The 13,145-nt window shown below is 63.2% G+C and carries 11 protein-coding genes; 7 read left to right on the top strand and 4 right to left on the bottom strand.

Going from position 1 to position 13,145, the window contains the following annotated elements:
* Positions 1 to 102: 102 nt before the first annotated feature.
* Both ABE485_RS00715 and ABE485_RS00710 read right to left on the bottom strand, forming a co-directional pair.
* On the bottom strand, positions 103 to 1,587 hold the full coding sequence (locus tag ABE485_RS00715; RefSeq protein WP_430795374.1) for a sensor histidine kinase: 1,485 nt from the start codon (positions 1,585 to 1,587) through the stop codon (positions 103 to 105).
* The gene (locus tag ABE485_RS00710) at positions 1,577 to 2,254 is read right to left on the bottom strand and encodes a response regulator (protein WP_346512768.1); all 678 of its coding nucleotides are present in this window, start codon (positions 2,252 to 2,254) and stop codon (positions 1,577 to 1,579) included. The genes ABE485_RS00715 and ABE485_RS00710 overlap by 11 nt, the downstream gene beginning before the upstream one ends.
* Before the next feature lie 489 nt (positions 2,255 to 2,743).
* On the opposite strand from ABE485_RS00710, the gene ABE485_RS00705 reads away from it, so the two are divergent.
* A complete protein-coding gene (locus ABE485_RS00705) occupies positions 2,744 to 4,114 on the top strand; it encodes a ClcB-like voltage-gated chloride channel protein (RefSeq protein WP_346512767.1) in 1,371 nt (456 codons plus the stop codon).
* 89 nt (positions 4,115 to 4,203) lie between these two features.
* Here ABE485_RS00705 and ABE485_RS00700 read toward each other — a convergent pair whose 3' ends face one another.
* Both ABE485_RS00700 and mnmE read right to left on the bottom strand, forming a co-directional pair.
* The gene (locus tag ABE485_RS00700) at positions 4,204 to 4,677 is read right to left on the bottom strand and encodes a GNAT family N-acetyltransferase (protein WP_346512765.1); all 474 of its coding nucleotides are present in this window, start codon (positions 4,675 to 4,677) and stop codon (positions 4,204 to 4,206) included.
* A 15-nt stretch (positions 4,678 to 4,692) separates the two neighbouring features.
* A complete protein-coding gene (gene mnmE, locus ABE485_RS00695) occupies positions 4,693 to 6,045 on the bottom strand; it encodes a tRNA uridine-5-carboxymethylaminomethyl(34) synthesis GTPase MnmE (protein ID WP_346512763.1) in 1,353 nt (450 codons plus the stop codon).
* A gap of 116 nt (positions 6,046 to 6,161) precedes the next feature.
* Here mnmE and ABE485_RS00690 point away from each other — a divergent pair, with 116 nt between their 5' ends.
* The 6 genes from ABE485_RS00690 (at position 6,162) to ABE485_RS00665 (ending at position 13,010) form a co-directional block, all read left to right on the top strand.
* Entirely contained in the window at positions 6,162 to 7,748 is a 1,587-nt protein-coding gene (locus ABE485_RS00690; RefSeq protein WP_346512761.1) for an ABC transporter substrate-binding protein, read from the top strand.
* Between the two features lie 22 nt (positions 7,749 to 7,770).
* Positions 7,771 to 8,745 (top strand): ABC transporter permease, encoded by a 975-nt coding sequence (locus ABE485_RS00685; protein ID WP_346512759.1) that lies wholly within the window; start codon positions 7,771 to 7,773, stop codon positions 8,743 to 8,745.
* Positions 8,742 to 9,662 (top strand): ABC transporter permease, encoded by a 921-nt coding sequence (locus ABE485_RS00680; protein ID WP_346512757.1) that lies wholly within the window; start codon positions 8,742 to 8,744, stop codon positions 9,660 to 9,662. The genes ABE485_RS00685 and ABE485_RS00680 overlap by 4 nt, the downstream gene beginning before the upstream one ends.
* A gap of 11 nt (positions 9,663 to 9,673) precedes the next feature.
* The gene (locus ABE485_RS00675) at positions 9,674 to 10,684 is read left to right on the top strand and encodes an ABC transporter ATP-binding protein (protein WP_346512755.1); all 1,011 of its coding nucleotides are present in this window, start codon (positions 9,674 to 9,676) and stop codon (positions 10,682 to 10,684) included.
* A complete protein-coding gene (locus tag ABE485_RS00670; RefSeq protein ID WP_346512753.1) occupies positions 10,681 to 11,697 on the top strand; it encodes an ABC transporter ATP-binding protein in 1,017 nt (338 codons plus the stop codon). The genes ABE485_RS00675 and ABE485_RS00670 overlap by 4 nt, the downstream gene beginning before the upstream one ends.
* Positions 11,698 to 11,810: 113 nt before the next feature.
* Positions 11,811 to 13,010, top strand: coding sequence for a M20 aminoacylase family protein (locus tag ABE485_RS00665; RefSeq protein ID WP_346512751.1), 1,200 nt, complete (start codon positions 11,811 to 11,813; stop codon positions 13,008 to 13,010).
* The last annotated feature ends 135 nt before the right edge of the window (positions 13,011 to 13,145 follow it).

Raw genomic sequence — 13,145 nt, 5'->3', positions numbered from 1 at the left:
TTTATTGGTCTAGGTATTGCTGGAGGCCGCGCCAAACGGGTTTTGTCGTCTTGGCGGCTCCAGTGGTGGCAACCGTACAAAACCGAAGCTTTCCATAAGCTTTCAATTCCGGCCGATTTCGTGCCGCGGCGCAGCATCCGCCTGCGCTTCCAGGGAAAACACCAATGCCGCGCGCAGTCCCGGCTGCCCCGACCGATTCTCCAGGACCAGGCGCGCCCCCAGGATTTCGGCGATCGTCCCCACGATGGCCAGCCCCAGGCCGGCGCCGGACGTGTTCTTGCCTGCCGCGCCGCGCCGGAACCGGACGCATGCCCGGGCGATGTCTTCTTCGGACATCCCGGGTCCGTCGTCTTCCACCGCCAGCCGCAGTTCTCCGGGCGCCGTTTCGATCCTCACGGTGACGACACCGCCCAGGGCGGCGTAGCGGATGGCGTTGTCCACCAGGTTGCTGATCGCCTCCCGCAACAGCCATTCGGCCCCGCTGACGATGGCCGGTCCAGGGTTGGCCTCCAGGCCGATATCCAGTTGCCGGGCGCGGGCGGATGGCAAAAGGGTACGGATCACCCCGTCAGCCAGCTCCGCCAGGTCCACCGGTTCGGCGGTAAATCCCCCTTCGGCCAGGGAAGCGTCCTTAGCGCGCGCCAGGGCGAGCATCTGGTTGGTGGTGCGTACAGCCCTGTCCAACCCCTCTTGCATCGCCAGAAGGGCTGTACGGACCTCCTGGGGGTCTGTTTCACGCAAGGCGTATGCGGTCTGGGTCCGCAAAACGGACAAAGGTGTACGCAATTGGTGGGATGCATCGTCCAGGAACTGACTCTGGACCCTCCCAAGCGCCGCAAAACGGGCCATATGGAGGTTTACAGCCGCGACCAGGGGTAGGACCTCCCCTGGCATGTCCGAAGCGCTGACGGGGCTTAAATCGTCCGCAGAACGGCTTTTGACTTCCTGCCGGAGTCTTTCGAGGGGGCGCAGGGCCATGAAAACGCCCAGGATGATCACAAAAACGCTGATCAGGATCACGGCAAGGTCGCGTTCCACCGAACGTACCAGGACCTTGTGGAGAAATGCCTGGCGGCTTTCCAGGCCTTCCGCGACCTGGACGATAACCCGTCCCCCTTTGTTGGCATACAAGGGCGGATCCATGGGCCGCGCCAGCGCCGCCACCCGGACCGGCGTTCCCTGGTAGGTCGCGTAGAAAAAGCGCGGCTCGCCGGAAACCAGCGGCTGCTCAGGCAACGGCAGGTCGGGATGCCCGATTTCGGCCAGCCCGTCCTCGGTTGCCACCCGGTAGAACACGCTGCCATTGGCCGTCAGCTCGAAAAATTCCAGCATCAGGTAGGGCTGCTCCATGGCTAATCCACCGCTGGCTGTGGATATGTTGTGGTCGATCGCGCGCAGCGCTCCGGAAAGGGAGCGGTCGTAGGCAATGTCGACCTGGTTGCGCAACTGGTGGTTCGACAGCCATAGCGCGCCCATCATCACCAGGACCAGGGTGGGAATCAGCCACCAGAGCAACTGGGTTTTCAGTGTCCGGCCGTGTTTTTTGGGCGCGAAATCGGCGCTTTTTTCCGGACTTCTAGTTGTCAACAAGGTTCTCCAGGCAGTAGCCCATGCCTCGCATGGTCACGATCTGAACGCTGCTTTCCGCCAATTTTTTGCGCAACCGGTGGACCAGCACCTCGATGGCCTCCAGGTTGATGTCCGCATCGTCGGTAAGGATGCGGTCAAGAATCTGCTGCTTGTTGATGGGTTCCCCGCTTTTCTGGATCAGAACCCGAAGGACCGCGTGTTCACGTGGGGATAACTGCAGGGGCTGCCCATCGACCGTGAATTTTTGCGCGGAAGTCTCAAAAACCAGGTTTCCCAGGGCAAGCCGGGGATGTTCACGTCCGCGGCTGCGCCGGATCAGCGCAATCAGGCGCGCTTCCAACTCTTCCACAACAAACGGTTTCGGCAGGAAATCGTCCGCTCCCTGGTGCAGGGTTCCGATTTTTTCGGCCAGTGAATCGCGCGCGGTCAAGACCAGCACCGGCGTACGGTCGTCCCGCGCGCGAATCTTGGCCAGCAAAGTATGGCCATCCATGCCGGGAAGTCCGAGATCCAGGACGACCGCATCGAATTCTTCGATTGCCAACCTTCTTTCGGCGACCAATCCGTCATCAGCCCATTCAACGACAAAGCCGGCATGCCTTGCCAGGCTTCGGGAAAGCCATCGGGCAAGTTCAGCTTCATCTTCGATCAAGAGGATACGCATGGACGCAGTCCGGGGGGCGATGGCTGGGCGGAATGGGAAAGCATGTTTGGCTTTTCCTTTTTTTTTCTTTATATAAAGACTAATGATTAATAAGGCCTGTGGATAACTACCTTAACCTTGAAAACCTCTTTTTTTTCATCGGCTTGCAGCCGTTTTTGCCTGTGCAATAACTCTGTGTGGGAAAAAAGCTGAAGTTGGACAAGATTTTGGACCTGGTCCGAAACCCCTGCTTGTTCAACTTGCCTCCACAACATGTGCACAAGCTGTCGCCTTAGGAGTTATCCACAGGCCCTTTCCTGCAAACCGAGGGTCAAAGCGGCACTTTTACCCCGGAAATCACGCATCCGCCTACCCGGATTTTTGCCCTTGCAAGGGGCCTAAACGGGCCTCAGAGGCGTCGCCGAAAGTGGGGATTCGAGGGGAGGCGTTGGTGCTTTCTTTACAGGGGACTGAACAAAAAGTGATCAGCATCCGCCGTAGAATTCCGCCATGGAACGAGACTTCAGAATCAGAAAACCCGGGTGGGCAAGGCAGTTGAGAAGCGGTCTTCTGGCCGAAAACCTGGCCGTGACCTTGTGCGTGGCAGGATTGATGGGCCTGGCGGGCGCGCTTGCGACAGTGGTGTTCCGCGAACTGCTGGGCTGGATACAGACACTGCTGGGCGGAGGCGACATTCCCCACGGAATGGTGTCCCTGGCCCGAGGCCTGGACCCCTGGCAGCGCTTTCTGATGCCAGCCGCGGGGGGCGCGATAGCCGGCGCGATCCTGCAACTGGCTTCCAGATGGCTGCCCAGGCGCGGAGCGGCCGACTACATGGAGGCGATCTCGGTCGGCCGGGGCGTCGTCGGATTTCGCCAGACTGTCGCTCGCAGCCTGTCATCCATTTTTTCCATAGGATCCGGGGCTTCCATAGGGCGGGAAGGCCCGATGGTGCAATTGGCGGCGATGTGCGCCTCGCTGGCGGGCCGCTACCTGGTGCTTCCGCCTCGCCATTTGCGCCTTCTGGTGGCCTGCGGCGCGACGGCGGGCATCACCGCCGCGTACAACGCGCCCATTTCGGGCGCTCTGTTCATTTCCGAGATCGTCTACGGCGCGATTTCATCCGCGACGCTGGTTCCGCTGGCCGTGGCGTCCGTGGTTGCCAACATCGTCACCCGTCAAGTGCTGCACTATGACGCGGTCTTCCATATGCCGCATTTTGAATTCGTGTCCGGCTGGGAAGTGATCAACTACCTGGGCTTGGGGTTGATCGCCGGGCTGGCGGCCCCGCAATTCCTGAGGTTCCTTGACGCCTCGCGCACGGCGTTCCGGAGGATGCCGTCGCCGCTATGGATCCGGATGGCCGCGGGCGGATTGATCGTGGGCGCGCTTTCCGTGGTCAATCCCGCGGTCTGGGGCAACGGCTATAGCGTGGTGAACAGCATGTTGCACACGCAATGGGCCTGGCAGGCTGTTGCCGCTCTCCTGTTTCTGAAAATTCTGGCGACCGCGGCCAGCGTCGGGTCCGGCGCCGTGGGCGGCGTTTTCACACCCACTCTTTTTGTCGGCGCGGCGCTTGGCGCCCTGTACGGCACCGGCCTGCAGACCCTGTTTCCCGCGGGCAGCCTGTCGGCGGTGTCCAGTTATGCGGTGGTGGGCATGGGGGCGCTGCTGGCCGCAACCACCCATGCGCCCCTGATGTCCATATTGATGATTTTCGAGATGACGCTCAGTTACGAAGTCATGCTGCCGCTGATGCTGGCATGCATGACGGGCTATGTCATCGCGCAGCGTATCCGGCCAGAATCGGTCTATGCGAAATCGTTGGCGAACAACCGAATTTCCGGGCTGATTCCTGGTCGGGAAAACAGGCCAAGATAAATAGCGAGCAAATGCTCATATTTTACGAGTCGGCGCGAAATGGCATTCCAAGGATGTCGGAAGATATGTTCTTGCATAAGAAAAACCCCTTAAAAAAGGGGCTTTTTCATGAAGACTCTATTCAGTCCGATCTCTTTGGCGCGATGGGTCTCGACGTATCCGCGCCGCTTGTAAATGGCAAGATTCTCCGTCATTTTCTCTTGCGTATACAGGCGAAGATGAGTGCAGCCTGCCCGACGCGCAACGTCTTCGGCCCACTGCAGCATCTGGCGCCCATATCCCCTGCCCTGCGCCTGGGGCGCCACGGCGATGTTGTCCAGCAGCATGCAGGACGAATCCGGTTCGGGAATCAGCACGATCACGCCCTGGACGCCGCTGGGCGTATCCAGCACATGGACTACGCCTTGGGCGACGCGAGCCGGGTAGTCGTCGAGCATCGGGCCAGGCGTTGCGCCGATGCGGGCAATGTAGTGCGCGTACGCGTCGTTCACGATGCGCTCGACGGCAGCCACGTCCTGGCGGGTGGCTGACCGGATCCGGAGGGAATCTGGGTTCGCCTGCATGGTCGCTCCGTTGCGCTATTTCCCGATGCAGAAGCTGGAAAAAATCTCGCCCAGCAGATCGTCGCTGGTGAACTTTCCCGTGATGCTGGACAGGCTGTCGTGGGCCAGGCGCAGCTCTTCGGCGAACAGGTCCAGCACCCGGTCGTCCTGGCTTGCGTGCTGGCCAGCCAGTTCCAGGTGTTCCGCCGCGTCCTGCAGGGCGTGCAGATGGCGCTCGCGCGCCAGCCAAGGCGATTCGCCCCCGGGATTCCATCCCGCGATGCGCAGAAGTTCCGCGCGCAAGCCGTCCAGGCCGGCGCCGCGCTTGGCCGAGATGCCGAGTTCGCCGGGACTCGCCGCGAACGGCGTAGCCAGCAGATCCACCTTGTTGAACACCTTCAGGACGGGCGTGCGGGCCGGCAGGCGCGCCGTGATCTGGGCGTCGAGTTCGTCGCCGGGCTGGGTGGCGTCCTGCAGATGCAGAATGACATCGGCGCGTTCGATTTCCTGCCAGGTGCGGGCGATGCCGATGCTTTCCACCGTGTCTTCGGTTTCGCGCAGGCCGGCCGTGTCGACAATATGCAAGGGAACGCCATCGATGTGGATCTCCTGCACCACTTTGTCGCGTGTCGTGCCGGCGATGGGGGTAACGATGGCGACGTCGTCGCCCGCCAGCGCGTTGAGCAGGCTGGACTTGCCCACGTTGGGCTGGCCCGCCAGTACCACGTGCAGGCCTTCGCGCAGGATTACGCCCTGGCGAGCCTGCGCGATGAGGGCGCAGAGGTCTGCCGTCAACGCGTCCAGTGTGGGACGCGCCTGGTATTTTTCGAGGAAATCGATTTCTTCCTCGGGGAAGTCGAGCGTCGCCTCGACCAGCATCCGCAGGTGAATGATGCGGTCGGAAAGGTCGTTGACGCGTGCCGAGAATTCGCCCGATAGCGATGCCATTGCGCCGCGCGCGGCCGCCACCGATGAGGCCTCGATCAGATCCGCGACGGCCTCGGCCTGCGCCAGGTCCATGCGGTCGTTCAGAAATGCGCGGCGCGTGAATTCGCCGGGTTCCGCCAGCCGCAGGCCCAGGTCGCGGCCGGCGGCCAGGCAGTTGTCCAGGATGCGGCGCAGCACGGCCGGGCCGCCGTGGCCCTGCAGCTCGAGCACGTCCTCGCCGGTGTAGGAATGCGGTGCACGAAAGTAGAGCGCGATGCCTTCGTCCAGCAGTTCTCCGGCCATCGATTTGAACGGCAGGAAATGCGCGTGACGCGGCGTCAGCTCGCGCTCGAACAGGCGTCGCACCAATCCGGACAGGTCCGCACCAGAAATGCGCACGACGCCGATACCGCCTCTTCCGGGGGCGGTGGCAATGGCGGCAATGGGGGCGTAAGCGGACATATCAGGGGCTATGGCAAGGCAAGAACAATAGGGGAATATAACTGTTGCGCGGCGCGTTGTTTGCTGGTTACTGTGGCCCCGAGGTTCAAAACCCGAAACAACTCTGGGAGATCACGATGGCATCTCGGTTTTCGCGTGTCTTGGCCTGCGGCTCGGCCGCGGTAATGCTGGCCTTCGGCACATTCAGTTCGGCCATGGCCCGCGATCTGGTGATCGCATTGAAGACCGAGCCGTCTTCGATGGATCCGCAGTATCACGCGCTGACGCCCAACACGCAGATCTCCCAGACCATCTTCGACACCCTGGTTGCGACCGACGCGCAACTCAAGCCGCAGCCCTCCCTGGCCGAATCATGGACCGTGGACGGCAAGGTGTGGACATTCAAGCTGCGGCCCAACGTGAAGTTCTCCGACGGCACGCCGTTCACGGCCGAAGACGTCGTATTCACCTATGACCGCGTGCCCAAGGTGCCGAACAGTCCGTCGCCGTTCACGCTGTACCTGGGTTCCGTCGCGAAGACCGAAGCGGTCGACCCGATGACCGTGCGCATCACCACCAAGGATGTCGCGCCGAACCTCCTGGTGAACCTGGCGCAGTTGCCGATCATGTCCAAGAAGGCGGCGTCCGGGCCCGCGGCCGAAGGCAAGACCACCACGGAATTGAACAGCGGCGACGGCCTGGTCGGAACCGGTCCCTATAAATTCGTGTCCTGGAAGCGCGGCGCGGAATTCGTCCTGGCCCGCAATGACAACTACTGGGGCAAGAAACCCGAATGGGACCGCGTGGTCTACCGACCCATCAGCAACGCCGCCGCACGCGTGGCGGCCCTGCTGGCGGGGGACGTCGACATGATCGAGGATCCTCCGACCGACGACCTGCCCAAGCTCAAGGGCGACAAGAAGCTGTTCGTCGAAGAGACGCCGTCCGTGCGCGTGGTGTATGTGGCGCTGGATCAGTATGCCGAGCCCTCGCCCGGCATTCAGGGCACCGATAAGAACCCGATGAAAGACAAGCGCGTGCGCGAGGCGCTGTCGCTGGCCATCAATCGCGATGCGCTGGTGGAACGCGTGATGGGCGGCGTGGCGCTGCCCGCGGGCAACCTGCTGCCTTATCCGATGTTCGGATCCAGCAAGGAACATTCCAAGGCCCCCAAGGCCGATGTCGAAAAGGCCAAGGCGCTGCTGAAGGAAGCGGGGTATCCGAACGGGTTTTCGATCACGCTGGGTTCGCCATCCGGCCGCTACGTCAACGATTCCAAGGTGGCGCAGGCGATCGCTTCGATGTGGACACGCATCGGCGTGAAGACCAGCGTGGACGCGATGGCCCCGCCGGTGTTCTTCAAGAATCGCGACAGCTACGCGTTTTCGGCCTACCTGGCGGGCTGGTCCGTGACCAGCGGCGAGATGTCCAATGCGCTGACGTCATTGCTGATGACGCGCAATCCCGAAGCCGGCCAGGGCACCACCAACCGCAGCCGCTATTCCAACCCCAAGATGGATGATCTGGTGAAGGAAGCGTCGTCCACCATGGATGACGCCAAGCGCGCCGAACTGCTGTCCAAGGCCAGCAATATCGCCATGGACGACTTCGCCATGCTGCCCGTGCATTTCGAGCTGTCGGTATGGGCCATGAAGAACGACATCCGCTATCAGGGCCGTCCCGATCAGGTCACGCTGGCGCAGTTCGCCACGCTGAAGAAGTAGCGCGCGGGGCGGGCGACAACTCGTGCTTGCAACGATAGTAAGAAGGCTCCTGCAGACCATCGTCGTCATGCTCGCCATGTCGGCGCTGGTCTTCGCAGGCATCTACATGGTGGGCGATCCGGTGTCCATGCTGGCCAGCCCGGAAGCCACGGAAGCGCAGCGCGCCGCGATCAGCGCGTCGCTGGGCCTGGACCAGCCGCTGTGGCGGCAGTACCTGATCTTCATGAGCCAGGCCGTGCGCGGCGACTTCGGCAACAGCTTCCTGACCGGCGAGCCGGCCATGCACCTGATCCTTGAGCGCATGCCGGCAACGGTGGAGCTGGCCTGTGTGGCGATGCTGCTGTCCGTCCTGATCGGCGTGCCGCTGGGAATTCTTGCGGGCCTCAAGCCCGCGGCGGTGGGATCGCGCGCCATCATGACCGGATCCGTGCTGGGTTTTTCGCTTCCCAACTTCTGGGTCGGCCTGATGCTCATCATGGTGTTTGCCGTGATGCTGGGCTGGGTGCCGGCCGGCGGCCGCGGGCAAACCGTCAGCATCGGCTCGCTGCAGCTGAGCGTGCTGACTTTCGACGGATGGCTCAGCCTGGCGCTGCCGGCCGCGACCATTGCCTTCGCCAAGTGCGCGATGATCATCCGCGTCACGCGCGCCGCGACGCGAGAGGCCCTGCCCATGGACTACATCAAGTTCGCGCGCGCCAAGGGCCTGTCCGAAAGGCGCGTGCTGGGCGTGCATCTGCTCAAGAACATCCTGATTCCCGTGGTGACCGTGGCGGGCCTGGAGTTCGGCCAGGTGATGGCCTTCGCCGTGGTGACGGAAACCGTGTTTTCGTGGCCCGGCATGGGCAAGCTGCTGATCGATTCCATCATCAATCTGGATCGGCCCGTGGTGGTGGCCTACCTGCTGCTCATCGTGTTCTTCCTTGTCATGCTCAATCTCGTGGTGGACATCATCTATACGGTGCTGGATCCCCGCGTACGCCTGGACAGCCGCCGATGACCACGCCCGCCGCCGCCGCCGCGCCGCCCGTCCCCGCCAAGGAACAGTCGCCCTGGCGCCGATTCGTATCGGACTTCTTTGCCAGCAAGCTGGCCACGCTGGGCCTGGTGATGCTGGTCGTCATCGTCGGGGCAGCGCTGCTCGCCCCCTGGATCGCGCCGCAGAATCCCTACGATCTCGCGAGCCTGGACATCATGGACTCCAAGCTCAAGCCGGGCAGCGAAAGCGGCGACGGTTCGATGCGCCACTGGCTGGGCACCGACGGTCTGGCGCGGGACCTGTTCTCCGCCATCCTCTACGGCATGCGCACGAGCCTGATGGTGGCGGCAGTGTCGGTGCTGGCGGCGTTCGGCATCGGCGCCACCGTCGGCCTGATCGCCGCCTACTTTGGAGGGCGCATCGATGCGCTGCTGATGCGGATTGTGGATATCCAGTTGTCGTTCCCCGCCATCCTGGTCGCGCTGATGCTGCTGGCCATTCTGGGCAAGGGTGTGGATAAGGTGATCATCGCGCTGATCGTCGTGCAATGGGCCTACTTCGCAAGAGCGGCGCGAGGGGCCGCTTTGGTGGAGCGCGGCAAGGAATACGTGGAGGCGGCGCGCTGCATGTCGCTGTCGTGGGGGCGCGTGCTGTTTCGCCATGTGCTGCCGAACTGCATGCCGCCGCTCATCGTGATCGCCACGATCGACCTGGCCCATGCGATCGCGCTGGAAGCCACGCTGTCGTTCCTGGGCGTGGGCGTTCCGGTGACCGAGCCGTCGCTGGGCATGCTGATCTACAACGGCTTCGAATACCTGTTGTCCGGCCAGTACTGGATTTCCTTCTTTCCCGGCATTGCGCTGGCGCTGGCCATTATCGCGATCAACCTGGTGGGCGATCACCTGCGCGATGTGCTCAATCCGCGGCACGCGAACTAAGGACGGGGTCGATGCTTACACAGGCGGTGCAACAGCCCTCGGCCAGTCCCAAGCCCATATTGGAAGTGCGGGGATTGAAGACGCACTTCTTCACGCGCAACGGCGTGGTAAAAGCCGTCGACGGCGTGGACCTCAGCCTGGCCGAAGGAGAGATCCTGGGGCTGGTGGGGGAATCGGGATCCGGAAAAAGCATTACCGGTTTTTCGCTGATGGGCCTGCTGGACGAGCCCGGGCGCATTGTCGACGGCCAATTGCTGCTTAACGGAGAAGACCTGCGTGCGGCTTCGCCCGCGCGCTGGAGGCAGCTTCGCGGCAAGGAGATCGCAATGATCTTCCAGGACCCGATGATGACTCTGAATCCGGTTTTGCGCGTGGACACGCAGATGATCGAAGCGGTGCAGGCGCACGGCAAGGCATCGCGCGAGGCGGCGCGCCAGCGCGCCCTGCAGACGCTGTCGATGGTGGGCATACCGTCGCCGCAGGAACGCCTGCGCGCCTATCCGCACCAGTTGTCGGGAGGCATGCGGCAACGCGTCGCGATCGCGATTGCACTGCTGAATTCGCCGCGCCTCATCATCGCGGACGAGCCCACCACCGCGCTGGACGTCACGATACAAGGCCAGATTCTTTTCGAAGTGCAGAAGCTGTGCCGCGAAACCGGCACCGGACTGATATGGATCACGCACGACCTGGCGGTGGTGGCGGGCCTGGCTGATCGGGTGTCGGTCATGTACGCCGGGCGCGTCGTGGAAACGGGCAGCACCGAAGCCGTCATCAGCCATCCGATGCATCCCTATACGCATGGACTGATCGCGTCCATCCCCACGCCGCAATCCCGCGGAAAGCCGCTGGTGCCGATTCCCGGCATGACGCCGTCGCTGCTCAACCTGCCGCAGGGCTGCGCGTTTCGCGGACGCTGTCCGCGCGCGACGGACGCCTGTCTGGTCGAACCGATGCCGGTGGAAGTCCGCCCGGCGCAATGGGTGCGCTGCTGGCACGCCGGAGGCCCTGACGCCAGATGAGCATCGTGCAGCGCGACCCAACCCCTATCCTCGCATTGCGCGAGGTCGAACTGCGCTTCGTGCAGCCGGTGGACTTGGCCGGCCGCATTGCGAACCTGCTCGGAGCCGGCCTGAAGACGCAGGTCGTGCACGCGGTGGCCGGGGTGGACCTGGAGGTCAAGCCCGGTGAAGTGATCGGCATCGTCGGCGAATCGGGCTGCGGAAAATCCACGCTGGGGCGCATCGTGTCGGGCATCCTGCCGCCCACCGCCGGCCAGGTGCACTACCGCGGCAAGCCCGTGCAGGGCATGACCGGCCCGGAGCGGCGCGCGTACGAGCTGGGCGTGCAGATGATCTTCCAGGATCCGTATGCGTCCCTGAACCCGCGCATGCGCGTGCGCGAGATCATCGGCGAAGCGCCGGCGGCGCACGGATTGATCCGATCGCGCGACAAGGAAGAGTACGTGGCCGGCCTGATGCGCCAGGTCGGGCTGGATCCGAGTTTTGCCCAGCGTTATCCACACCAGTTCTCGGGCGGCCAGCGCCAGCGCATCGGGATTGCGCGGGCGCTGGCGCTCAAGCCTTCGGTGATCGTCTGCGACGAAGCCGTGGCGGCGCTGGACGTGTCGATCCAGGCGCAGGTGCTGAATCTGTTCGAACAACTGCGTTCCGACCTCGACCTGACCTATCTCTTCATCAGCCACAACCTGAGCGTGGTCAGCCATATTTCGGACCGGGTGGCGATCATGTACCTGGGCCGGATCGTGGAACTGGCCCCGACCGACACGGTATTCACGCGCGCCAATCATCCTTACACGCAGGCCTTGCTGAAGGAACTTCCGACGCTGACGCCGGGGCGGCGCACGTATCAGCCGATCAAGGGCGAACTGCCTTCGCCGCTGGATCCGCCCACCGGCTGCGCGTTTCATCCGCGTTGTCCCCATGCGATGCCGCGCTGCAAGGCAGAGCGCCCGCTGCTGCGCGAGATCGCGCCGGGGCAGCACAGCGCGTGCCATTTGAATGACCTTGCCTGAGGCCTGCTCCAAAAAAGGGCTGGACGCGGCAAGGGGCGCGGCGCGAGAATTCCCGCATCGGCAGGCCGTCAGGGCACGCGCCATCCATCAACCAATACTGCTTATCCACAGCCATGAAAACCATAGCCGAAATCGAACGGGTGCACGGTGATCTCACCGCATTGCGCCGGGACATCCACGCGCATCCCGAACTGGCATTCCAGGAAACGCGCACGTCCAGCCTGGTGGCCGAGCGCCTGCGCGAGTGGGGGCTGGAAGTCCACACGGGCCTGGGGAAAACCGGTGTGGTCGGCATCCTGCGCGCGGGCAGCGGCAAGAAGACCATCGGCCTGCGCGCCGACATGGACGCGCTGCCGATGCCCGAACACAACCGCTTCGCCCACAAGTCCACCATCAGCGGCCGCATGCATGGCTGCGGCCATGACGGGCACACGACGATGCTGCTGGGCGCGGCGCAGTATCTGTCCACGCACCGAAATTTCGACGGTACCGTGGTATTCATCTTCCAGCCCGCCGAAGAAGGCGGCAACGCCGGCGCGCGGGCCATGATGAAGGACGGGCTGTTCGACAAGTTCCCCTGCGACGCGGTGTTCGGCATCCACAACATGCCTGGCATGCCCGTCAATCAGTTCGGCTTCCGTTCGGGGCCGACGATGGCGTCGAGCAATCGCTGGGATATCGTCATCAAGGGCGTGGGCGGCCATGCCGCCCAGCCGCATGCGTCGGTCGATCCCATCATCGTCGCCGCGGATATGGTGCATGCGCTGCAGACGGTGATCTCGCGCAGCAAGAACCCGCTTGAACAGGCGGTGCTGTCGATCACGCAGATCCACGCCGGCGACGCGTACAACGTGATTCCCGGCGAGGCGGTGCTGCGCGGCACGGTGCGCACCTATTCGGTCGAGACCCTGGACAAGATCGAAGCAGACATGCGGCGCATCGCCACCACCTTGCCGCAGGTCTACGGCGGCACGGGCGAGCTGGACTTCGTGCGGGCCTATCCGCCGCTGGTGAACTGGGAAAAGGAAACGGCCTTTGCGGCCAAGGTGGCGGAAGACGCCTTCGGCGCCGAAAACGTGCTGCGCGACATGCCGCCCTTCATGGGCGCCGAGGACTTCTCTTTCTTCCTGGAGGCCATTCCGGGGTCGTACCTGTTCCTGGGCAATGGCGACGGCGACCACCGCATGGAAAGCTATCACGGCATGGGGCCTTGCCAGCTGCACAATCCCAACTATGACTTCAATGACGCGCTGCTGCCCGTGGGCGCAACCTACTGGGTGAAGCTGGTGGAAGCGTTCATGCCGGCCTCGTAAGGACCGATACGCTATTTGCTTATATGCGGTTCGCCAGGAAGCCGCGGGCATTCCCCCGCGGCTTCCTGCTATATGACGTGAAGCTTTGTTCAAACGCCGATAACTTCGTTTGAGATAGAAGACGCGGTTTCCATA

This window comes from Achromobacter spanius (assembly GCF_039673305.1).
GTDB lineage: Bacteria > Pseudomonadota > Gammaproteobacteria > Burkholderiales > Burkholderiaceae_B > Achromobacter > Achromobacter spanius_F.
Note: the sequence above shows the minus strand (reverse complement) of the source record. Positions and strands in the feature narration are given on the sequence as shown.

Bases quoted from the DNA above. Each gene is read 5' to 3' on its own strand.
- ABE485_RS00700 (WP_346512765.1), bottom strand. From the start codon at position 4,677: ATGCAGGCGAACCCAGATTCCCTCCGGATCCGGTCAGCCACCCGCCAG.
- ABE485_RS00670 (WP_346512753.1), top strand. From the start codon at position 10,681: ATGAGCATCGTGCAGCGCGACCCAACCCCTATCCTCGCATTGCGCGAG.
- ABE485_RS00690 (WP_346512761.1), top strand. From the start codon at position 6,162: ATGGCATCTCGGTTTTCGCGTGTCTTGGCCTGCGGCTCGGCCGCGGTA.
- ABE485_RS00710 (WP_346512768.1), bottom strand. From the start codon at position 2,254: ATGCGTATCCTCTTGATCGAAGATGAAGCTGAACTTGCCCGATGGCTT.
- mnmE (WP_346512763.1), bottom strand. From the start codon at position 6,045: ATGTCCGCTTACGCCCCCATTGCCGCCATTGCCACCGCCCCCGGAAGA.
- ABE485_RS00665 (WP_346512751.1), top strand. From the start codon at position 11,811: ATGAAAACCATAGCCGAAATCGAACGGGTGCACGGTGATCTCACCGCA.
- ABE485_RS00705 (WP_346512767.1), top strand. From the start codon at position 2,744: ATGGAACGAGACTTCAGAATCAGAAAACCCGGGTGGGCAAGGCAGTTG.
- ABE485_RS00675 (WP_346512755.1), top strand. From the start codon at position 9,674: ATGCTTACACAGGCGGTGCAACAGCCCTCGGCCAGTCCCAAGCCCATA.
- ABE485_RS00680 (WP_346512757.1), top strand. From the start codon at position 8,742: ATGACCACGCCCGCCGCCGCCGCCGCGCCGCCCGTCCCCGCCAAGGAA.